The organism is Amycolatopsis sp. NPDC049691 (assembly GCF_040675005.1).
In the GTDB taxonomy this organism is placed as follows: domain Bacteria; phylum Actinomycetota; class Actinomycetes; order Mycobacteriales; family Pseudonocardiaceae; genus Amycolatopsis.
This window is the reverse complement of sequence record NZ_JBFANX010000001.1, coordinates 428,806-450,285: the sequence shown is the minus strand read 5'-3', so window position 1 is coordinate 450,285 and position 21,480 is coordinate 428,806. Positions and strand designations below refer to the sequence as shown.

The 21,480-nt window shown below is 71.6% G+C and carries 19 protein-coding genes; 10 read left to right on the top strand and 9 right to left on the bottom strand.

The annotated features are described in order from the left end of the window. Positions 1-8 precede the first annotated feature (8 nt). Positions 9-1,469 (bottom strand): PucR family transcriptional regulator, encoded by a 1,461-nt coding sequence (locus AB0J40_RS02160; protein WP_364446278.1) that lies wholly within the window; start codon positions 1,467-1,469, stop codon positions 9-11. A 151-nt stretch (positions 1,470-1,620) separates the two neighbouring features. Here AB0J40_RS02160 and AB0J40_RS02155 point away from each other — a divergent pair, with 151 nt between their 5' ends. The 5 genes from AB0J40_RS02155 to AB0J40_RS02135 are packed head-to-tail and all read left to right on the top strand — an operon-like array spanning position 1,621 to position 8,446. Further along, positions 1,621-3,069, top strand: a complete 1,449-nt coding sequence (locus AB0J40_RS02155; RefSeq protein ID WP_364446276.1) for a sodium:solute symporter — start codon at positions 1,621-1,623, stop codon at positions 3,067-3,069. Then, positions 3,062-4,006 (top strand): agmatinase, encoded by a 945-nt coding sequence (gene speB, locus AB0J40_RS02150; RefSeq protein ID WP_364446273.1) that lies wholly within the window; start codon positions 3,062-3,064, stop codon positions 4,004-4,006. The genes AB0J40_RS02155 and speB overlap by 8 nt, the downstream gene beginning before the upstream one ends. Next, a complete protein-coding gene (locus AB0J40_RS02145; RefSeq protein WP_364446270.1) occupies positions 4,003-5,646 on the top strand; it encodes a thiamine pyrophosphate-binding protein in 1,644 nt (547 codons plus the stop codon). Before speB ends, AB0J40_RS02145 begins: the two co-directional genes overlap by 4 nt. Then, positions 5,643-7,001, top strand: a complete 1,359-nt coding sequence (locus AB0J40_RS02140) for an aminobutyraldehyde dehydrogenase (RefSeq protein WP_364446267.1) — start codon at positions 5,643-5,645, stop codon at positions 6,999-7,001. Before AB0J40_RS02145 ends, AB0J40_RS02140 begins: the two co-directional genes overlap by 4 nt. After that, positions 6,998-8,446 (top strand): cytosine permease, encoded by a 1,449-nt coding sequence (locus tag AB0J40_RS02135; protein ID WP_364446265.1) that lies wholly within the window; start codon positions 6,998-7,000, stop codon positions 8,444-8,446. The genes AB0J40_RS02140 and AB0J40_RS02135 overlap by 4 nt, the downstream gene beginning before the upstream one ends. A gap of 77 nt (positions 8,447-8,523) precedes the next feature. On the opposite strand, the gene dxs is transcribed toward AB0J40_RS02135, so the two are convergent. After that, the gene (gene dxs, locus AB0J40_RS02130) at positions 8,524-10,437 is read right to left on the bottom strand and encodes a 1-deoxy-D-xylulose-5-phosphate synthase (RefSeq protein ID WP_364446264.1); all 1,914 of its coding nucleotides are present in this window, start codon (positions 10,435-10,437) and stop codon (positions 8,524-8,526) included. Between the two features lie 186 nt (positions 10,438-10,623). On the opposite strand from dxs, the gene AB0J40_RS02125 reads away from it, so the two are divergent. Both AB0J40_RS02125 and AB0J40_RS02120 read left to right on the top strand, forming a co-directional pair. After that, on the top strand, positions 10,624-12,093 hold the full coding sequence (locus tag AB0J40_RS02125; RefSeq protein WP_364446261.1) for an aldehyde dehydrogenase family protein: 1,470 nt from the start codon (positions 10,624-10,626) through the stop codon (positions 12,091-12,093). Between the two features lie 84 nt (positions 12,094-12,177). After that, entirely contained in the window at positions 12,178-12,600 is a 423-nt protein-coding gene (locus AB0J40_RS02120; RefSeq protein WP_364446258.1) for a hypothetical protein, read from the top strand. 387 nt (positions 12,601-12,987) lie between these two features. Here the strand turns inward: AB0J40_RS02120 and AB0J40_RS02115 are convergent, their stop codons facing one another. Genes AB0J40_RS02115 through AB0J40_RS02105 form a run of 3 tightly spaced genes read right to left on the bottom strand, consistent with a single transcriptional unit; the run spans position 12,988 to position 16,796 of the window. After that, the gene (locus tag AB0J40_RS02115; RefSeq protein ID WP_364446256.1) at positions 12,988-13,545 is read right to left on the bottom strand and encodes a TIGR03086 family metal-binding protein; all 558 of its coding nucleotides are present in this window, start codon (positions 13,543-13,545) and stop codon (positions 12,988-12,990) included. A gap of 33 nt (positions 13,546-13,578) precedes the next feature. Further along, the gene (locus tag AB0J40_RS02110; protein ID WP_364446253.1) at positions 13,579-14,766 is read right to left on the bottom strand and encodes a class I SAM-dependent RNA methyltransferase; all 1,188 of its coding nucleotides are present in this window, start codon (positions 14,764-14,766) and stop codon (positions 13,579-13,581) included. Next, positions 14,763-16,796 (bottom strand): APC family permease, encoded by a 2,034-nt coding sequence (locus AB0J40_RS02105; RefSeq protein WP_364446251.1) that lies wholly within the window; start codon positions 16,794-16,796, stop codon positions 14,763-14,765. Before AB0J40_RS02105 ends, AB0J40_RS02110 begins: the two co-directional genes overlap by 4 nt. A gap of 93 nt (positions 16,797-16,889) precedes the next feature. Here AB0J40_RS02105 and AB0J40_RS02100 point away from each other — a divergent pair, with 93 nt between their 5' ends. Both AB0J40_RS02100 and AB0J40_RS02095 read left to right on the top strand, forming a co-directional pair. Beyond that, positions 16,890-17,555 (top strand): TrkA family potassium uptake protein, encoded by a 666-nt coding sequence (locus AB0J40_RS02100; RefSeq protein WP_364446249.1) that lies wholly within the window; start codon positions 16,890-16,892, stop codon positions 17,553-17,555. After that, the gene (locus tag AB0J40_RS02095) at positions 17,555-18,211 is read left to right on the top strand and encodes a TrkA family potassium uptake protein (protein ID WP_364446246.1); all 657 of its coding nucleotides are present in this window, start codon (positions 17,555-17,557) and stop codon (positions 18,209-18,211) included. Before AB0J40_RS02100 ends, AB0J40_RS02095 begins: the two co-directional genes overlap by 1 nt. Positions 18,212-18,335: 124 nt before the next feature. On the opposite strand, the gene AB0J40_RS02090 is transcribed toward AB0J40_RS02095, so the two are convergent. Then, a complete protein-coding gene (locus tag AB0J40_RS02090) occupies positions 18,336-19,055 on the bottom strand; it encodes a DUF3159 domain-containing protein (RefSeq protein ID WP_364446243.1) in 720 nt (239 codons plus the stop codon). A gap of 9 nt (positions 19,056-19,064) precedes the next feature. Further along, positions 19,065-19,445, bottom strand: coding sequence for an OB-fold nucleic acid binding domain-containing protein (locus AB0J40_RS02085; protein ID WP_072480405.1), 381 nt, complete (start codon positions 19,443-19,445; stop codon positions 19,065-19,067). Between the two features lie 135 nt (positions 19,446-19,580). Here AB0J40_RS02085 and AB0J40_RS02080 point away from each other — a divergent pair, with 135 nt between their 5' ends. After that, positions 19,581-20,264 carry an alpha/beta hydrolase gene (locus tag AB0J40_RS02080; protein ID WP_364447272.1) on the top strand — a complete coding sequence of 228 codons (684 nt, stop codon included), beginning with the start codon at positions 19,581-19,583 and terminating at the stop codon, positions 20,262-20,264. Positions 20,265-20,311: 47 nt separating this feature from the next. Here the strand turns inward: AB0J40_RS02080 and AB0J40_RS02075 are convergent, their stop codons facing one another. Together AB0J40_RS02075 and dut are read right to left on the bottom strand one after the other, a co-directional pair. Beyond that, positions 20,312-20,977 (bottom strand): DUF3710 domain-containing protein, encoded by a 666-nt coding sequence (locus tag AB0J40_RS02075; protein ID WP_364446241.1) that lies wholly within the window; start codon positions 20,975-20,977, stop codon positions 20,312-20,314. Beyond that, positions 20,977-21,480, bottom strand: a complete 504-nt coding sequence (gene dut, locus AB0J40_RS02070; protein ID WP_364446238.1) for a dUTP diphosphatase — start codon at positions 21,478-21,480, stop codon at positions 20,977-20,979. Before dut ends, AB0J40_RS02075 begins: the two co-directional genes overlap by 1 nt.

Below are 21,480 nucleotides of genomic sequence, written 5' to 3'. Positions count from 1 at the left end.
AGTGCCCTTTAAGGACTGTGTGTGACCGGTGAGAGCCAGCGCAGCGCGAACCACAGCCGCATCCGGACCTCCGGGTCCGCCAGATCAACCCCCAGCGCCTTCTCCACCTGCGCGATCCGGTGCCGGACGCTGTTGCGGTGGACGCCCAGCTCCGCCGCCGTCGGCTCCCAGGCGCCGTGGTGGGCCAGCCACGTCCGCAAGGTGCGGACGAGGGCGCGGTCCCCCGCCTCGTCCAGCGCGATCAGCGGCGCCAGCGCCTGCTCCGCGAACCCGGCCGCCGCGGCCGGGTCGAGCAGCGAACCGAGGTCCGCGGGTCCCTCGCCCGCCACCACCGGACGGCCGAGCGCTCGTGCGCGGGCGAGCAGCAGGTCCAGTTCCGCGACCGCGCCGGCCGCGCGGGCTGCCGGGACCGGTGAGCCGGTGGCCGCGAGCCAGCCGTGCGCGCGCAGGTCCTCGAGCACCTCCGGCGCGGGCGCGGCACCGGCGACCGCCGTGAAGCGCGGCCCGGGACCGACCTCGACCAGGGGGGTGTCCAGCCGCGCCCGCAGCCAGTCCGGGCGCCGAGCCACCTCGTCCGGACCGCGCCGATGGGCCGCCCCGGCGACCAGCCGGACGACGTCGGCCCCCAGCAGCGACCGGGCCGCGTCGCCCGGGGACACCCGGTCGAGGAGCAGGCCGGTAGCCGCCGCGCCCAGCTCGGCCGCGTCCGAGCCCGCGCGGCCGACCAGGCCCAGCAGGGCCGCGCCGACGGCGAGGATCGCCCGCTCGGCGCCGTCGAGCCGCCCGGGCCTACCGACGACCACCAGGTGCGACGCCGTGGCCTGCGGGTACACCGGCTGGACTACGACGAACCCGCCGTCGAGCTCGGTGGTCGCGCTCCGGATCCCGCTGCCCGCCCGCACGGTCGCCATCAGCTCCCGCACCTGCGGCGGCAGCGGCGCGGGCGCGTCGTGGGCCGCGGCGAGCACGTCCCCGGCGCCGACCAGGGCGACCCAGGACCGCAGCACCGCCGCCAGCGCCGAGGTCAGCTCGCCGAGCCCGCCACCCGCGGCACGGGTGAGCGTCTCGCGTGCCGCCGTGACGCGCCGCTGCTCCCGCTGGCCGGCCTCGGTCAGCGCTACCGAGACCGCCCGGTTGACCGCCAGGAACGGCGTGTGCGACGGCACCACCAGCAGCGGCAGCCCTCGCCGCGCGCACGCCCGGCGCAGGGGCTCCGGCAGGGTCTCGTGGACCGTCGGGGTGAGCCCGAACCCCAGCGCCGTCACGCCGGCGTCGCGCAGCCCGCGCACGTACCGGTCGATCCGCTCCGGCAGGTTGACCCCGGCGGTGAGGATCAGCTCACCGCCCAGCAGGTAGGGCGCGGGGTCCTGCAGCTCGCTCACGTGCGCCCAGCGCACCGGGGCGTCCAGCGCGCCCGGCCGCAGGGTCTCGGGAACGACGTCGAGCGCGAGCTCCCGGTTGCCGACCACGTCCCGTAACGGGACATTCACCTCCGTGGACAGCGCATCCGTGAAATGGGTCATTTCATCCCCACCGATCTCGATATGGAGACGAATCATCCCATCCCGATGAGGTGGCGGGCGACCCTACGGTGACCCGAAACGACGTGAGGAGGACACCGTGACCGGCGACTACGCGGTGATCGCGCTGTACATCGCGGGCATGCTCGGGGTCGGCTGGTACGGCCTGCGGCTCGCGAAGACGAAGTCCGACTACCTGGTGGCCGGACGGCGGCTGGGCTGGTTCATGTACTCCGGCACGATGTCGGCCGTCGTCCTCGGCGGCGCGTCCACCGTCGGCGGCGTGAAGCTCGGCTACAAGTTCGGCATCTCCGGCATGTGGCTGGTCGTCAGCATCGGCGTCGGCATCCTCGTGCTGCACGCGCTGTTCGCGCGGCGGCTGGTCCGGCTGAAGGTCTACACCGTCGGCGAGATGCTCGACCTGCGCTACGGCGGCCGCACCAGCGCGGTGTCCGGCGTGGTCATGTGGGGCTACACGCTGATGCTGACCGTGACCTCGACGCTGGCCTTCGCGACCATCTTCAAGGTGCTGTTCGACCTGCCGAACTGGGCGGGGATCGCGGTCGGCGGCTCGATCGTCGTCCTCTACTCGGTGCTCGGCGGCATGTGGTCGATCACGCTCACCGACATCGCCCAGTTCGTCATCAAGACCATCGGCATCCTCGCCATCCTGCTGCCGGTGGCGATCACCTCCGCCGGCGGCTTCTCCGGCATGAGCGAGAAGCTCGACGCGAGCTTCTTCAGCTTCACCTCGATCGGCACCGACACGATCATCACCTACTTCGTCATCTACACCTTCGGCCTGCTCATCGGCCAGGACATCTGGCAGCGCGTGTTCACCGCCCGCACCCCGGCGATCGCGACGTCCGGCGGCATCACCTCCGGCGTCTACTGCCTGGTCTACGGCCTGGCCGGCGCCCTGATCGGCACCGCCGCGCACGCGCTCTACCCGGACATCGCCAGCGCGCAGGACGCGTTCGCGACGATCGTCGAGCGGCTGCTGCCCACCGGCGTCCGCGGCCTGGTCCTGGCCGCCGCGCTGTCGGCGATGATGTCGACGGCCAGCGGCGCGCTGATCGCCTGCTCGACCACGACGACGTCCGACCTGCTGACGAAGCTGGGCCTGAAGAAGGGCGGCGAGGTCAGCCGCAACCGGATCGCCACGCTGGTGCTCGGCCTGCTGGCCATCGGCATCGCGATGGTCGTCGACGACGTCGTCAACGCGCTCACCATCGCCTACGACATCCTGGTCGGCGGCCTGCTGGTGGCGATCGTCGGCGCGCTGTTCTGGAAGCGCGGCACGCGGCAGGGCGCGTACGCGTCGATGGTCGCCGGCACGGTGTCCGTGATCGCGTTCATGATCATCGACGGCGTCGACGCCAACACCCCGATCTACTGGGGCCTCGGCGCGAGCCTGGTCGTCTACCTGGCGGTCAGCCTGGCCACGCCCCGCACGGCCGACTCGATCCTCTCCGTCTGGACCCGCCGCCTGAGCGGCGCGGAAGAAACACCCATCTCGAACCGGGAACAGGAGCCCACCAGTGCCTAACATCGGACCCCTCGACTCGTCGCGCGTCCCCCGGTTCGCCGGCTTCGCGACCTTCGCGCGGCTGCCGCGGATCGACCAGGTCGAGCGCGCCGACGTCGCCGTCGTCGGGGTGCCTTTCGACTCCGGGGTCTCCTACCGGCCCGGCGCGCGGTTCGGCCCGGCGGCCGTCCGCGAGGCGAGCCGGCTGCTGCGGCCGTACCACCCGGAGCTGGACGTCTCGCCGTTCGAAGAGAAGCAGGTCGTCGACGCCGGGGACATCGCGGTCAACCCGTTCGACATCGGTGAGGCGATCGAAACGCTGCAGCAGGAAGCCGAAGCGCTGCAGGCGGACGGCACGCGGCTGGTGACCGTCGGCGGCGACCACACGATCGCGCTGCCGCTGCTGCGGGCCGTGGCGAAGAAGCACGGACCCGTTGCCCTGCTGCACTTCGACGCGCACCTCGACACCTGGGACACCTACTTCGGGGAGCCGTACACCCACGGCACGCCGTTCCGCCGGGCGTCCGAGGAAGGGATCCTGGACACGAGCGCGCTGTCGCACGTGGGCACTCGCGGTCCGTTGTACGGCAAGCGAGACCTCGAAGAGGATCGCCGCCTCGGCTTCGGCATCGTCACCTCGGGCGACGTGCTGCGCCGCGGCGTCGCCGAGACGGTCGACGCGCTGCGGCAGCGCATCGGCGACCGGCCGCTGTACGTCTCGGTCGACATCGACGTGCTCGACCCGGCCCACGCGCCCGGCACCGGCACCCCGGAAGCGGGCGGGATGACCAGCCGCGAGCTGCTGGAGATCCTGCGCGGCCTGCGGGACCTCAACCTGGTCGGCGCGGACGTCGTCGAGCTGGCCCCGGCCTACGACCACGCCGAGATCACCGCCATCGCGGCCTCCCACGTCGCCTACGACCTGGTGAGCCTGCTGTCGCTGGGGAAGGGCGAATGACCCGCATCGGCGGCGACGTCGTCGTCGAAACCCTGCGCGCCTTGGGCGCCGACACGGTGTTCGGCCTGCCGGGCCAGCACGCACTGGGCCTGTTCGAAGCGCTGCGGCGGGCCGGCGACCTGCGCGTGATCAGCGGGCGCGTCGAGAACAACCTCGCCTTCGCCGCGGACGGGTTCGCCCGCGCGCGGCTCGCGGCGGACCCGGACGGGCCGGTGCCGGTGACGCCGCTGGTCGTGTCGACCGGCCCGGGTGCGTTGCTGACGTTGGCTTCGCTGCAGGAATCCCGGGCCGCGTCGGTGCCGGTGCTCGGCATCTCGAGCCAGGTCCCGGTCGCCGGGCTGGGCGGCGGGCGGCACGGCTACCTGCACGAGCTGCCCGACCAGCAGGCCAGCTTCCGGGATGTCGTCAAGTCGGTGCACGTCGTGCGGCGGGCGAGCCAGATCCCGACCGCGCTGCGGGAGGCGTGGACGTCGGCGGCGACCGCGCCCTACGGCCCGGTGTGGGTCGAGATCCCCCAGGACGTGCTGCTCGGCCCGGCCGGGGTCCCGCCGATCACGTCGGTTTCCGCCACTCCCCCGGCGCTGGAGCCGCTTCCGGAACTGGTGACCTCCGCGGCGGACCTGCTGGGTGCGGCGGCAAACCCGGTCATCCTGGCCGGCGGTGGCGCGTTGCGCTCCGGCGCTTCCGCCGAGCTGAAGGCACTGGCCGAAGCGCTGCGGGCGCCGGTGATCTCGACCTTCGGCGGCAAGGGCGTCTTCGGCTGGGACCACGAGCTGTCCGGGCGGTCGTGGCTGGAGGACTGGCACACCACGGAGTTCCTGGCGGACGCCGACGTGCTGCTCGTGCTCGGCTCCGGGCTCGGCGAGCTGTCCAGCAACTACCGCGAGTTCGCGCCGCGCGGCCGGGTGATCCAGGTCGAGGCCGATCTCGGCAAGCTGGAGTCGAACTACCCGGCCCTGGGCATCCACGCCGACGTGCGGCTCACCCTGCAGGCGCTGCTGGAGCAGGTGCCGATGCGGGCGTCCGACGGCCGGGCGGAGAAAGCGGTCTCAGGCTTGCTCGCGCGTGTCGAGTCGCGATTGGACGGCCAGGACCTGGCCGCCGAACGGAAGCTGATCGACGACATCCGCGCGGCGCTGCCGGAGGGCACGCAGACGTTCTGGGACATGACGATCGCGGCGTACTGGGCCTGGTCGGCGTGGAACCCCGAGGGCGCGCCGATCCACACCGCACAGGGCGCGGGCGGGCTGGGCTACGGCCTGCCCGGCGCGCTCGGCGGCGCGGCGGCCGGCGGTCCGGCGCTGGCCGTGTCGGGTGACGGCGGCGCGATGTACGGCGTCGCCGAGCTGGCCACGGCGGTGCAGCACGGCCTCGACGTGACGTGGCTGATCGTCGACGACGGCGGCTACGGCGTCCTGCGCGAGTACCTGACCGACGCCTTCGGCCAGACGACGGCGACCGAGCTGACCCGGCCCGACTTCGTCGCCTTGGCCTCTTCGTTCGGCGTACCCGCGCGCATGTCCTCTTTGGACACGGTGGGCGCGGACCTCGCCGAGGCGCTGCGCACGCCGGGTCCGTCCGTCGTCGTGCTCCCCGCGTTGCTGAAGCTGTTCGCGCCGACCCACCTGGAGCAGGCATGACTCGCACGCTCGACCTGACCGACCCGGCGACCGGCGAGGTGGTCGGCACCAGCCCGGTCGCCTCGCAGTCCGATGTGGACAAGACACTCGAAGCCGCCGCGCAAGCGTTTGCGGTGTGGCGTCGCAGTACCCCGGCCCAGCGGCAGCTGGCACTGCTGAGGATCGCCGACGCGCTGGAGGCGCGGGCTGCCGAGTTCGCCGACCTGGAGGTGCGCGAAACCGGCAAGATCCGGTCGGTGGTGCTCGAAGAAGAGATCCCGGAGTGCGTGAGCGCGCTGCGGTTCTTCGCCGGCGCCGCGCGGCACCTGGAAGGCACCGCGGCCGGGGAGTACGCGCCGGGCCACACGTCGGTGATCCGCCGCGAGCCGGTCGGCGTGTGCGCCCAGATCGCGCCGTGGAACTACCCGCTGATGATGGCGGTCTGGAAGATCGCGCCGGCGCTGGCGGCGGGCAACACGGTGGTGCTCAAGCCGGCCGAGACGACCCCGTCGACAGCGGTCCTGCTGGCTCGCGTCGCCGCGGAGTTCCTGCCCGAGGGCGCGTTCACCGTGCTGACGGGCGACCGCGACACGGGCCGTGCCCTGGTCAAGCACCCGATCACCGCGCTCGTCTCGATCACCGGGTCGACGCGGGCGGGCATCGACGTCGCCACGGTGGCGGCGGCCGACCTCAAGCGCACCCACCTGGAGCTGGGCGGCAACGCACCCCTGCTGGTGTTCCCGGACGTCGACCTCGCGGCGACGGCCGAAGGCATCGTGGGCGCGGCGTTCTACAACGCGGGTCAGGACTGCACGGCGGGCAGCCGGGTGCTGGTGCACGAGTCGATCCACGACGACTTCGTCGCCGCGCTGGCGAAGACCGCCGCTGCGCAGACTCCGGGCGTCGACTTCGGGCCGCTGAACAGCGCGACGCAGTTCTCCCGCGTCGAGGGCCTGATCTCGCGGCTGCCATCGCACGCGCCGATCGAAACGGGCGGTACCCGGTTCGGCTCGCGGGGGTTCTACTTCTCCCCCACGGTGATCTCCGGCGTGCATCAGGACGACGAGATCGTCCAGGAGGAGATCTTCGGCCCGGTCATCACGGTCCAGTCCTTTTCGGACGAGGCACAGGCGGTTTCGCTGGCCAACGGCGTCCCGTACGGACTGGCGTCGTCGGTGTGGACGAAGGACCTCGGCACCGCCGCGCGGGTGACGGCCGAGCTGGACTTCGGCTGCGTGTGGGTCAACACGCACGGGCCCCTGGTGGCGGAGATGCCGCACGGCGGGTTCGGCCACTCCGGCCACGGCAAGGACCTCTCGGCCTACGCGTTCGCCGAATACACCCGCGTCAAGCACGTGATGACGAGGTTCGCATGAGCGACAGGATCACGGAGGTCGAGCAGCACGGAATCGCCCCGATCCCGCCGGACGAGCAGACGTCGCGGCCACGCGACCTGTTCCGGATGGCGTTCGGCGGCGCGAACACGTTCGCGACGATCATCCTGGGCACGCTGCCGATCGCGTACGGCCTGAGCTTCCGCGACGCGGCGCTGGCAACAACGCTCGGCGTGGTCGTCGGCGGCCTGATCCTGGCACCGATGGCGTTGTTCGGCCCGCGCACGCGCACGAACAACGCGGTGTCGTCGGGAGCGCACTTCGGCGTGGTCGGCCGCTGCGTGGGCTCGTTCCTGTCACTGCTGACGGCAATCACGTTCTTCGCGATCTCGGTGTGGGTGAGCGGCGACGCGGTGGCCGGCGCGGCCCAGCGCCTGTTCGGCTTCGACGGCGGCCCTCTGTTGCGTGGTCTCGCATATGGCGTGATCGCGATCGCGACACTGGTGGTCTGCGTCTACGGCTACCGGTTCATGCTGCTGGTCAACCGGGTGGCGGTGGTCCTGGGCACGCTGATCATGCTGCTCGGCGTGCCGGCGTACGGAGGCTCGTTCGACCCGGGCTACGCGGGCACGGGAACGTACGCACTGGGAACGTTCTGGCCGACGTTCACGTTGGCGGCGCTGACGGCACTGGCGAACCCGATCAGCTTCGGCGCGTTCCTCGGCGACTGGGCCCGTTACATCCCGTCCCGCTACAGCAAGCGCTCTCTGCTGGCGGCGCCGTTCCTGGCCCAGGTGGCAACGTTGCTGCCGTTCGGCTTCGGCATCGCAACGGCAACGCTGGTGGCGAACCCGGCCGACTACATCACGGGCCTGACGGCGATTTCCCCGCTGTGGTACGCGATCCCCCTGATCGTGGTGGCGTTGATCGGCGGGTTGTCGACAGGAACGACGTCGCTGTACGGAACGGGCCTGGACTTCAGTTCGATCTTCCCGAGGTTGTCCCGGGTCCAGGCAACGCTGCTGATCGGAACGCTGAGCGTGGCGTTCATCTTCATCGGCAATTTCGTACTGGACATGGTGTCGAGCATCAACGCGTTCGCAACGCTGATCGTGCTGTGCACGAGCCCGTGGATGGTGATCATGATGATCGGCTTCGTCCAGCGCCGAGGCTTCTACGACGTAGAAGACCTGCAGGTGTTCAACGAGGGCCGCAAGGGCGGAAGGTACTGGTTCGCAAGAGGGGTGAACTGGCGGGCAATGGCGGCCTGGATCCCGGCAACAACACTGGGGTTGTTGTGCGCGAACACACCGATGATCGCGGGCCCGCTACGAGACGTGGCGGGTGGAGTGGACATCAGCTTGCCGGCAACACTGCTGACGGCAGCGGTGACCTACCCGGTGTTGGTGAAGCTGTTCCCGGAACCACCAGAGGTGTTCGCCTCGGTGCCACTACCGGCAGCCGAAGCCCTCCCCGCGGAGGCCTGAGCTGGTGGTCATCCCAGAGCCTGCCCGTCCGGCGAGGACAATCTTTCACCCACAGCAAAAGCAACGCCCACAGCCGCTCAACTACGGTTGGCATCCTTCTTGGCAGCCTGCTCCTCAGAACCCAGCCGCCCGGAAGCCCACTCGGTAACCCGCCGAGCAACATCCTGAGCGGTCAACCCGATCCGCCCAAGCACCTCATCCCGGCTCCCGAGGTCATGGAAAGCCTGAGGCACAGCCAAATCCCGCAGGGGAACATCACACTCGGCATCCCGGAACAGAGCGGCCAAGGCCGACCCGAACCCACCATGCCGCCCACTGTCCTCGACGGTCACAACGAGCTTGTGCTGCGAAGCCAAAGCCACAAGCTCAGCCGGAACGGGAAGAACCCACCGCGGATCGACGACGGTAACCCCGATCCCCTGATCGGCAAGCCGGTCCGCGGCCGCAAGCCCCAGGGTCGCGAACGGCCCCACGGTCACCAGCAGAACATCCGCACCCTCGGTCGGACGGCGCAGCACGTCAACCGTGCCCAGCCGCTCAACGGCGGCGACATCCGTCCCCACCTTGCCCTTGGAGAACCGCAACGCGGTGGGCCCATCGGAAACGGCAACAGCCTCCCGCAGCTCTTCCCGCAGCGTCCCCGGATCACGCGGAGCAGCCACGCGCATCCCAGGAACCATCCCGAGCAACGAAAGATCCCACATGCCGTGATGGCTGGGCCCATCCGGCCCGGTGATCCCCGCCCGGTCAAGCACCAAAGTCACGGGCTGCCGGTGCAACGCGACATCCATCAGCACCTGGTCGAAGGCCCGGTTGAGGAACGTCGAGTAGATAGCGACAACCGGATGCAGCCCACCCATCGCCAACCCGGCCGCGGACGTCACGGCGTGCTGCTCGGCGATCCCGACGTCATACCACCGATCCGGGAAAGCTTCGGCGAACTTGTCCAACCCGGTGGACCGCAGCATCGCCGCGGTGATGGCGACGACGTCCTCGCGCTCGGCACCGATCTTCGCCAGCTCGTCGCCGAACACACCGGTCCAGCTGGGCCCCTTCACAGGCGGCAGCCCGGTCTCGGGATCGATCGGATCGGTCTGGTGCATCTGGTCGTGCTCGTGGTTGACCGCGGGCGCGTAACCGTGCCCCTTCTCGGTCACGACGTGCACGATCACCGCGCCGCCGAACGCCTTCGCGCTGAGCAGCGCCTTCTCCAGCGCCACCTGGTCGTGGCCGTCGACCGGGCCGAGGTACTTCAGGCCGAGGTCGGAGAACATCGCCTGCGGGCTCAGCGCGTCCTTCAGGCCGGCCTTCGCGGCGTGCAGGGCGGCGTAGATCGGCTTGCCGACGACCGGGGTGTGCTTGAGGATCTCGCGGCCGCCGTCGAGCAGGCGCTCGTAGCCCGGCTGCAGGCGCAGCGCCGCGAGGTGGTCGGCGAGGCCGCCGATGGTCGGGGAGTACGAACGGCCGTTGTCGTTGATGACGATGACGACCGGGCGCTCCTTGTGCGCGGCGATGTTGTTGAGCGCCTCCCAGCACATGCCGCCGGTGAGCGCGCCGTCGCCGACGACGGCGATCGCGTGCCGCCCGGCACCGTCCAGGGCGAACGCCTTCGCCAGGCCGTCCACATAGGACAGACCGGACGACGCGTGGCTGCTCTCGACCCAGTCGTGCTCACTCTCCGCGCGCGATGGGTAACCGGTGACGCCGCCGGTCTGGCGCAGCCGGTCGAAGCCCTCCGCGCGGCCGGTGACGATCTTGTGCACGTAGGCCTGGTGCCCGACGTCCCAGACGATCGCGTCGCGCGGCGAGTCGAACACGCGGTGCAACGCCAGCGTGAGCTCGACGACGCCGAGGTTCGGGCCGAGGTGCCCGCCGGCGCGGCGGACCTTGTCGACGAGGAAGTCCCGGATCTCGGCGGCCAGTTCGCCGAGGTCCTCGACACTCATGCGCTTCAGGTCCGCCGGTCCGCTCAGGGACTCCAGCAACGTCACTCGTCTCCACCTCACTTGATCGGCACCGCCCCGCGTTCGGCCCAGTCTACGGAGACCCGCCAGGGTGGTTCCGCCCGCCGCGTCCGGCGTCACAGGCGGAGCGCGACCAGGCGTCATCACCCGGGGTGAACCTCGTCTCCGTGCGTCGCTGTGGCAGTCACGCCGCGTGGCCACGAGAATGGGTCCATGGCGGACTTCTTCATCGGCGGCGACTGGGTGGACGCGATCGACGGCGGGCGCCGGGAGATCCGCTGCCCGGCCGACGGCTCCCCGGTCGCGACGGTCGCCGAAGGCACCGCGAAGGACACCGAGGCCGCGATCGCGGCGGCGCGCCGGGCGTTCGACCGGGGGCCGTGGCCGGGCACGCCCGCGCACCTGCGCGGCGACCTGCTGCTGCGCACCGCCGACCTGCTGGACCGCGACGCGGAGGCGTTCGCCCGCGCGGAGTCGCTCGACACCGGCAAGCGGCTGGTCGAGAGCCGCTACGACATGGCCGACATCGCCGCGTGCCTGCGGTACTTCGGCAAGCTCGCGGCCCAGGACGCCGGGCGCGTCGTCGACACCGGCAACCCGGACGCGATCAGCCGGATCGTGCACGAGCCGGTCGGCGTCTGCGGGCTGATCACGCCGTGGAACTACCCGCTGCTGCAGACCGTGTGGAAGATCGCGCCGGCGCTGGCGGCGGGCAACACGTTCGTGCTCAAGCCCAGCGAGCTGACGCCGCACACCGCGATCCTGTTCATGAAGCTGCTGACCGAGGCGGGCCTGCCGCCCGGCGTCGCGAACCTGGTGCTCGGCGCGGGTACCGAGGCCGGCGCGCCGCTGGCGTCGCACCCGGACGTCGACCTGGTGTCGTTCACCGGCGGCCTGGCGACCGGCCGGGTGATCGCCGCGGCGGCGGCCGGGACGGTCAAGAAAGTGGCCCTGGAGCTGGGCGGGAAGAACCCGAACGTGGTGTTCGCCGACGCCGATTTCGAGACGGCCGTGGACTACGCGCTGACGGCGGTGTTCCTGCACTCGGGCCAGGTGTGCTCGGCGGGCGCGCGGCTGATCGTGCAGCGGGAGTGGCACGACGAGTTCGTCGACGAGCTGGTGCGGCGGGCCGAACGGATCCGCCTGGGCGGCCCGTTCGACGAGCGTGCCGAAACGGGCCCGCTGATCTCGGCGGCCCACCGGGAGAAGGTCGAGGCGTACGTGGCGGCGGCGCTGGCCGAGGGCGCGGTGCTGCGCACGGGCGGGCGCCGGCCCGAGGATCCGGCGCTGGCCGACGGCTTCTACTACCTGCCGACCATCCTCGACCAGGTGAAACAGGGGTCGTCGGCGGTGGTGGAGGAGTCGTTCGGGCCGGTGCTGACGGTCGAGACGTTCACCGACGAGGACGACGCCGTCCGCATCGCCAACGACACCCACTACGGCCTGGCCGGGGCGGTGTTCACGCAGGACGCGTCGCGGGCGCAGCGGGTGGCCGGGCGGCTGCGCCACGGGACGGTCTGGATCAACGACTACCACCCGTACCTGCCGCAGGCCGAGTGGGGCGGGTACAAGCAGTCCGGGTTCGGCCGCGAGCTGGGGCCGACGGGGCTGGGCGAGTACACCGAGGTCAAGCACATCTACCAGAACCTCCGGCCGGCGCCGCAGCGCTGGTTCGCCGGCTGAGCGGTCCTCCGATCGGGATCCCCCGGACGGCCCAGCGCGCAAAAGGTGATCGGAAAGCCGTTTCCGGCGAATTATGCTGCGTGCGTGACGCGAGCTTGGCGGGTTCCACGGGCGGTCGCGGCGGGGATCGCCGGCCTCGGGGTGATCGCCGGGCTGACCCTGCGCACGGCGGACTACCCGGGGATGCTGCCCCCGGGCACCCCGGACCCCGAGCTGGCCCTCGGCCTGCGCCTGGTCTGCGCGGCGGCGGTCCTGATCACGGGCACGCTGGCGTACTTGACGTTCGCCCGCCACCAGGACGAGCCCTTGGCGATGGCCTGCCTCCCGGGGCTGGTGGTGACGGGGGTGGTGCTGCGCCATTTGGTGGTGACGCTGCCGGGAGTGACGCGCATCCAACCGGCGGCGCGGGTGGTGCCCGGGGCCGGAGCGTGGGTGCTGCTGGTGTCGGGGATCGCGATGACGGCGACCGGCTTGGCGGCGGCTTTCGCGGTCCGCAGGGCAGGCTGAGGCGGGGCCCTGCGGGCGTGGGGCAGCTTCGGAAGCCAGACTCGGGCCGCGCTGGGCGGCCGCGGGGCCCGGTCGGTTCGGTGCCAGACCGGTGACGGCCGGCGCCGGGTTACCGCGAGGCCGGGCAGGAGCCAGACCGATCATGGCCCGCACTGGGCTGCCGCGAGGCCGGGCAGGTCCGGAACCAGACCGGCCACCGCCCGCACCGGGCACCGCGAGGCCCGCTCGATTCGGAACCAGACCGATCGCGGCTCGCGGCGGGTTGCCGCCACGGCGAGCCGCAACGCAGCCTGCCCTGGGGACGGCCACTCCCCCGCCGCTTGCAGCGCCCTGGCCCGAAGCCGACCGGTTCGAGCCGACCGCAGTCAGTCGCCGCGCCGCCTCCCCTCAGCCGCTCACCGCCTTCCGGCCCAGGAACGCCGCCAGCCGGTCCGCCGCCGTCGCGCCCTCTGGGGCGTCCACCTCCGGCCCGAACGGTCCTCCCGGCTGCCGCGGCGTCGAACCGAACCGTGCGCGCCACTGCTCCAACGCTCGTGTCGCCAGTTCCGGCAGCAAATCCGTCGAAGCGCCCGTCGCGTCGGCGATGTCCCAGCCGTGCACGAGGTACTCGTTCACCCGCATGTGCACCAGGAACACCCCCGGCACCTCGCCGAGCGGGGTCGTCACCTGCCGGTAGAACAACCCGGGCGTAGCCAGCACCGACCGCGCCGCCGCCACCGACGCCGTGAACGCCGGAACCGGCGCCGCACCCAGGTAGTCGCCCTCCGGGGCCGGTGGGCCCATTCCCGCCCAGAACGCCACTTTCGCGTTGCCGTGCGCCAGGTGGTTCACCACCGCGCGCACGTCCCAGTCCGCGCACGCCGTGGGCGCGTCCCAAGCCGAGGTGCCCGAAACCAAGCCGGTCACCGTCGAAGCCGCCAGGTCGAACTCGTCGAGTGGGGTCATGCGAGCAGTGTGACGGCCACCACCGACAAAAACTCAGGACAGCAGCGCCACGCACTCCACGTGGTGCGTCATCGGGAAGGCGTCGAACGCCCGCAGGTCGGTCAGCGAGTACCCGTGCCCGGCGAAGAACGCCAGGTCACGGGCCAGGGCCGCCGGGTCGCACGCCACGTAGACGATCCGATCGGGTGAACCCGCCACGATCGACTCCACCACCGCGCGGCCCGCGCCCTTGCGCGGCGGATCCAGCACCACGACGTCGACCGGCTTGGCCGCCGACGCCAGCACGTGCTCGACGCGCCCCGCCTGCCAGGACACCTGGGGCAGGTCCGCCAGGTTCTTCTCCCCGTCGGCCACCGCCCGCCGCCCGGACTCCACCGCCAGCACCCGGCCCGCCGGGCCGACCTGCGAAGCCAGCACCGACGCGAACAGCCCGACCCCCGCGTAGAGGTCCCACGCCGAACCGCCGGACGGCGCCTCCGCCCACTCCCCCACCACCGCCGCCAGCGTGGCCGCCGCGTCCGGGTGGACCTGCCAGAAACCGTGCGCGTCCAGGTGCCAGTCGCGGCCCGCCGCGTGCTGCACCGCGATCCCGCCGGCCAGCTGCCGCGCCCGGACCTTGCCGCGGACCGTCGACAGCTCGCGGACGTGCACGCCGCCGTCGCCGTCGCTGGTGACCTCCAGCTCGCTGCCCGGCCGCCAGCGCCGCGCCAGGACGTCGTCGAGCGCGCCGGGCACCGCGATCGGGCAGTCGTCCAGCGCCACCACCCGGTGGCTGTGGTGCGCGCGCAACCCCGCGCGCCCCTCGCGGTCGGCGACCAGCCGCACGCGGCTGCGCCAGTCCAGCGGGCCGCCCTTGAGGGCCTCGACGACGACTTCGCGTTCGATGCCGGCCAGCCGCTGCAGCTGCTCCGCCACCACCGCCGCCTTCAGCGAACGCTGGTAGTCCGGGTCGGCGTGCTGCCAGTCGCAGCCTCCGCACCCGCCGGGCACCGCGAGCGGGCACGGCGGCTCGACCCGGAACTCCGACGCCGAGAGCACCTCGACCGCGTCGCCGCGGCAGAACGAGCCGCCGTTGTCCTCGGTCACCTCGACGCGGACGTGCTCGCCGGGCAGCGCGTGCCGGACGAACACGACGCGGCCTTCCGCGCGGGCCACGCAGTGCCCGCCGTGCGCCACGGCGCCGACCTCGACCTCGAGGACCCGGCCCAGCCAGCTCGTCATTCGGCAGGCTCCTTGGGCTTCGGCGCCGCGACCGGCTTGCCGTTGGGCGAGAAGCCGCGGCGGACGTCGCCGGCCGCGGGCCGCTCGTTCCGGACGCGCGCGGCCGCCTTGGCCGACGACTCCAGCTGCCACGGCACGCTCGCCACGATCACGCCGGACTGGAACAGCAGCCGGCCCTTGAGCCGCAGCGCGCTCTGGTTGTGCAGCACCTGCTCCCACCAGTGCCCGACCACGTACTCCGGAATGAACACGGTGACCACGTTGCGCGGGTTGTCGCCGCGCACGCGCTTCACGTAGTCGAGGACCGGCTTGGTGATCTCGCGGTACGGCGACTCGACGACCTTCAGCGGCACCTTGAAGTTGTGCGCGTCCCATTCGGCGGTGAGCCGGCGCGTGTCGGCATCGTCCACATTGACCGTCACGGCCTCGAGGACGTCCGGGCGCATCGCCTTGGCGTAGGCCAGCGCGCGCAGCGTCGGCCGGTGCAGTTTGGACACCAGGACGATCGCGTGGTTGCGCGACGGCAGCACGGTCGGGGTGTCGCCGAGCTCCTTCAGCTCGTCGGCGACGCGGTCGTAGTGCCGCCGGATCGCCGTCATCAGCACGTAGATCGCGACCATCGCGGCGATCGCGATCCACGCGCCGAGCAGGAACTTGGTGATCAGCACGATCACCAGGACCGTCGCGGTCATGGTCAGGCCGATGGCGTTGACCGTCTGCGAGCGCCGCATCCGCCGCCGCACGCCCGCGTCGGTTTCCTTGGCCAGCAACCGGTTCCAGTGCCGGATCATGCCGGCCTGGCTCACCGTGAACGACACGAACACACCCACGATGTAGAGCTGGATGAGCCGGGTGACCTCGGCGTCGAAGGCGATGATCAGGACCAGCGCGAACGCCGCGAGGAACAGGATCCCGTTGGAGAACGCGAGCCGGTCGCCGCGGGTGTGCAGCTGCCGGGGCAGGTAGCGGTCCTGCGCGAGGATCGAGCCCAGCACCGGGAAGCCGTTGAACGCGGTGTTCGCGGCCAGCAGCAGGATGATGCCGGTGGAGAAGGAGATGTAGTAGAACGCGGGCGGGAAGTCGGCGAACACCGCGTGCGCGATCTGCGCGACGATCGTCTTCTGCTCGTAGCCGGCCGGCGCGCCGGCGAGCTGCCGCGCCGGGTCCTCGGCGAACTTGACGTCGGTGATCGAGGCGAGCGTGATGATGCCGACCAGCATCGTGACCGCCAGCAGGCCCATCATCAGCAGCGTCGTCGCCGCGTTCTTCGACTTGGGTTTCTGGAACGCCGGGACGCCGTTGCTGATCGCCTCGACCCCGGTCAGCGCCGCCGCGCCGGACGAGAACGCGCGCAGCACCAGGAACGCGTACGCGACACCCGCGAAGGTCCCCTCGGCGTTCAGCGTGAAGCCGGCGCTCTCGGCCTTCATCTCGGTGCCCGTGGCCGCCTGGACCAGACCCCACGCGACCATGACCAGAATGCCCAGGATGAACCCGTAAGTCGGGATCGCGAAGGCCTTCCCCGACTCCCGGATGCCGCGCAGGTTCAGCGACGTCAGCACGACGACGATGACGATCGAGGCCAGCACCTTGTGCTGCGCCACCCACGGCACGGCCGACCCGATGTTGGCCACACCGGACGAAGTGGACACCGCGACGGTCAGCACGTAGTCGACGAGCAGCGCGCTGGCCACCGTCAGCCCGAACTTGCCGCCCAGGTTGGTGTTGGCGACCTCGTAGTCGCCGCCGCCGCTCGGGTAGGCGTGCACGTTCTGCCGGTAGGACGCGACGACGACCAGCATGACCAGGGCGACCATGACGCCGATCCACGGCGCCAGCGCGTACGCCGAGAGACCCGCCACGCTCAGTGTCAGGAAGATCTCTTCGGGTGCGTAGGCCACGCTCGAGAGCGCGTCGGACGCGAAGATCGGCAGCGCGATGCGCTTGGGCAGCAGCGTGTGGGACAGCCGGTCACTGCGGAACGGGCGTCCGAGGACCAGGCGTTTCAGCACGGTCGGGAACTTCGACACCACGAAAGCGTAACCGTCGGGCTGCACGGTAGGTTCGGCGCTGGCATGTCGGGGTAGCAACGGACGGGTAACCGCCGAATGAGGAGGCAGGGCGTGCACGTGGTGATCATGGGATGCGGCCGGGTCGGCGCGTCCCTGGCCGCTGCGCTGGAGCGGCTCGGCCACGAGGTGGCCGTCATCGACAAGAACCAGCAGGCGTTCCGCCGGCTGGGCAGCGACTTCCACGGCCAGCAGGTCGTCGGCGTCGGGTTCGACCGCCAGGTGCTCATCGAGGCGGGCATCGAGCGGGCCGGCGCGTTCGCCGCGGTGTCGAGCGGCGACAACTCGAACATCATCTCCGCGCGGGTCGCGCGCGAGAACTTCGGCATCGAGCACGTCGTCGCGCGGATCTACGACCACAAGCGCGCCGCCGTGTACGAGCGGCTGGGCATCCCGACGGTGGCGACGGTCCCGTGGACTACCGACCGGTTCCTGCGGACGCTGCTGCCGGACGGCGTGGCGTCGGCGTGGCGGGACCCGTCGGGCAACGTCGCGCTGCTGCAGCTGCCGCTGCACGAGGGCTGGGTCGGGCACTCGGTGAAGTCGCTGCAGGAGGCGTCCGGCGCGCGGGTGGCGTTCATCATGCGCTTCGGCACCCCGGTGCTGCCCGACAACAAGACCATGGTCCAGGACGGCGACGACGTGTGGGTCGCCGCGCGCTCCGGCACCGTCAGCGACGTGACCAGCGTGGCGCAGCGCGAACCGGAGGACGAGAACTGATGCGGGTCGCGATTGCCGGCGCGGGTGCCGTCGGACGTTCCATCGCCAACGAGCTCATCGACGGGCGCCACCAGGTGATGCTCATCGAGCGGGAGGCCGACCAGTTCGAGCCGCACACCGTCGAGCAGGCCGACTGGGTGCTCGGGGACGCGTGCGAGGTGTCGATCCTGGAGGAGTCCGGGATCGAGCAGTGCGACGTCGTGATCGCCGCGACGGGCGACGACAAGGCGAACCTGGTCGTCTCGCTGCTGGCGAAGACGGAGTTCGCGGTCCGGCGCGTGGTGGCGCGGGTGAACAACCCGGCGAACGAGTGGCTGTTCAACGACTCGTGGGGCGTGGACGTGGCGGTCTCGACCCCGCGGATGCTCGCGGCGATGGTCGAGGAGGCGGTCAGCGTCGGCGACCTGGTCCGGCTGATGACGTTCCGCCAGAGCAACGCGAACCTCGTCGAGCTGACGCTGCCGGCGGAGACGCCGCTGGCCGGCAAGCCGGTGAGCGAGCTGACGCTGCCCCGGGACGCCGCCCTGGTGACGATCCTGCGGGGTGACCGCGTGATCGTGCCGCAGCCGGAGGACCCGCTGGAGCCGGGCGACGAGCTGCTGTTCGTAGCGACGGCGGACGTCGAGCCGGAGATCCGGACGGCGCTGGGTTACTGACCGTGTGAGAGAGGCCCCCGGCGAGTGTGCCGGGGGCCTCTCTCGTGGTCCGAAAACTGTCGGTGCCTGCCGGTAACGTGGAAACCGGGGGCTCCCCTACGCGCGCGGGTTGTGCAGGCGCGGGTCAGGCCTCGGGGGCCGCGTACTTCTCGCGCAGCCGGGCCTCGATCTCCGCGTCGGTCTCCGGCTTCGGCTCGTCCTCCGCCAGCGCCTTCAGGCGCTTGTCCGACCGGCGCACCGCCCACACCACCACCAGCAGGCCCAGCGCGTACAGCGGGTAGCCCATCGCGATCTTCGCGAAGGCCAGCCAGCCCGTGTAGTCCTCCTGGTACAGCCACCGCTGCACCACGAACCGGGCGGCGAACACCAGCGCCAGCGCCAGCGTCGCGATGTCGTAGCCGTAGCGGGACGGCTTGTCCTTGCGCCACGCCTGGCCCGTGCCGTTCAGCACGTTCCAGACCACGCCCGCGATCGGCCAGCGCACCACCACCGACAGCACGAAGATGCCGCAGTACACCAGGCTCGCGTAGATGCCGAAGAGGAAGAACCCCTTCGCCGAGCCCGTCCGGTAGGCGATGAACGCCGCGATCGCGACGCCGAAGAAGCCGGAGATCGCCGGCTGCAGGGGCTCCTTGCGGACCACCCGCAGCACGGTGATCGCCACCGCGCTGCCCACCGACGTCCAGATGGCCGCGGTCAGCCCGAAGAACGCGTTCGCCAGCACGAACACGATCACCGGCACCGAGGAGTAGATCAGGCCGGACACGCCGCCCATCTGCTCCAGCAGGGTCGGCTGCGGTTCGTCCGCGTCGGTCTTCTTCTCGCTCGGGGCGGGTTCAGTCACGATGGGTGATCAACTCACTGGGCTCTGGAGCTCGTAATAGGGGTTGTACAGCACCTTCTGGCCGTCACGCTCGGCCATCCGGCCGCGCACCTTGATCGTCCGGCCAGGCTCGATGCCCGGGATCCGGCGGCGGCCGAGCCAGATTAGCGTCACGCCCTGTGTTCCGTCGAACAGCTCCGCCTCCAGCGTGGCGGCCTCGTTCGTCGGGCAGAGCTCCACGCTGCGGAGTCTCCCCATCACGGTGACCTCTTCGCCGGAACGGCAGTCGCAGGCCCGCTGCGCCCCTTCGGCGCCGGACCTCATGGACATCTCGTCGGCGTCGAGCTCGTCGACGTCGCTGGTCAGCTTGCGTACCAGCCGGCTGAAGTAGCCGCCGTCTTTGGCGGACATAGGTGCTCCTGTGCTCCGGGGCCCCCGACAAACTGCTTGCGGCCCGTGCGATTCCAGCGTACTGCGGTCCCCGCCAGGGAAACGCCTTTGCGCAAAGATCGCAACGTGACGTCCGCAATCAGAGTTCCCGCCGCGGTGCTGCTGCCCGGCACCGGCTCGGACGAGGTGTTCGTCCGGGCCGTCTTCGGCGGCCCGCTGCGCGCCCTCGGTGTCCCGCTCATCGCGCCACCGCCGCCGCCCGGTGCGGCCCTTGCCGACGGCTACCTGGCCACCCTCGACGCGCTGGCGGACGAACACGGCGAACTGCTCGTAGGCGGCATTTCGTTCGGCGCCCACCTCGCCGCGGAGTGGGCGGTCGCCAACCCGGGGCGTTGCGGGGGCCTGCTGGCCGCGCTCCCGGCCTGGAACGGCGCCCCGGGCTCGGCACCCGCGTCGCTGGCCGCGACGCTGTCCGCCGATCTGGTGGCCGGCTCGGGGGTCGGCGCGGCGCTGGCGCAGACGGCGGGCAGCCCGGACTGGCTGCGGGCCGAACTGGACCGGGCGTGGCGCCGCCACGGCGCCGGGCTGGCGATGAGCCTGCGCGTCGCGGCGGGCCGTCCCGCCCCCACTCTCGACGACCTCGCCGCCCTCGACGTCCCGGCCGGGATCGGCACGTGCACCGACGATCCGATCCACCCGACGAAAGTCGCGTCGGAGTGGGCTCGCGCACTCCCCCGCGCCGTCCTCGGCGAGACGACGCTCACGGCGCTGGGCGCGGACCGCGAGTCCCTCGGCCGGGCGACCGTCCTGGCCTTCCTGAAAGCGCTTCGAACGCCGTGAGGGGCACCTTCACGAAAGCCGTGGAGGTGCCCCTCGTGGACGTGGGCTCAGCCCTGTTGCTGCTGGGCCGCGATGTGCTCGGCGACCGCGTCGGGCAGCGTGATGGTGAGCGGGGTGCGGACCGGCATCGGCGCGTCGCCGCGGTCGACGATCGTGCGCCGCACGATGCCCCGCAGCACCTCGACCGCCGCCGCGGCCTCCGACTGCGGCCCGGCGATGACGCCGCGCAGCATCCAGCGGGGCCGGTCGACGCCGACGAAGCGCAGCGCGACGTCGCCGACGATGGCCGAGATCTCCAGGCCCCACACGCCGCGGCCGATGTTGACCTTCGCGCCGTCGGCCCGCAGCTGCTCGGCCAGCTCGGTGCTGACCTCGCGCCACAGGCCGCCCGAGCGCGGCGCGGCGTAGGCGCTGACCGTGATCTGGCCCTGCTCGGTGACGACGTGCACGGCGCGCACGCCCTGCGTCTCCGGGTCCATCTCGACCTGCACCTGGGAACCGTCCGGCACCGGCACCTTCACCGAGCCGAGGTCGATCCGCGGGACGCCGTCGTCCTCGAAGTCCGCGACGTCGAACGGGCCGTCGGAGACGTCCGAAAGCTCCGATTCCTCGTCGTCGTACGCCTCGTCCTCGATCGTGTCGTCGGCCTCGGGCGCGGCGTGCCGTCCGGCGGACCCGCCCTCGGTCCGCCGCTTGCGTCCGAAAATCCCCACTACTTCTCCGTTCCTTCCCCCGTGCCGGCGCTCGCGGCGAGCGCCGGTGCTCCCAGTGTGGCGTGTCCACCCGTGGAGCCGTAGCCTCCGTCGCCCCGCTCGGTCGTGTCGAGCTCGCCGACCTCGACGAACACGGCGTGCTCGACCCGCTGCACGACCAGCTGGGCGATGCGGTCGCCGCGCGCGAGCTCCACCGGGTGCACCGGGTCGTGGTTGATCAGGCAGACCTTGATCTCCCCGCGGTAGCCCGCGTCGATCGTGCCCGGCGTGTTCACCACCGAGAGGCCGACCCGGGCGGCCAGGCCCGACCGCGGGTGGACGAACCCCGCGTACCCGGGCGGGAGGGCGATGGCGACGCCGGTGCCGACGACGCCGCGTTCCCCGGGTTTCAGCACGATATCCGAGGTCGTGACGAGATCGGCGCCCGCGTCGCCCGGCCGGGCGTAGGCGGGCAGCGGGACATCCGGGTCGAGCCGGGAGAGGAGTACCTGAACGCTGGACAC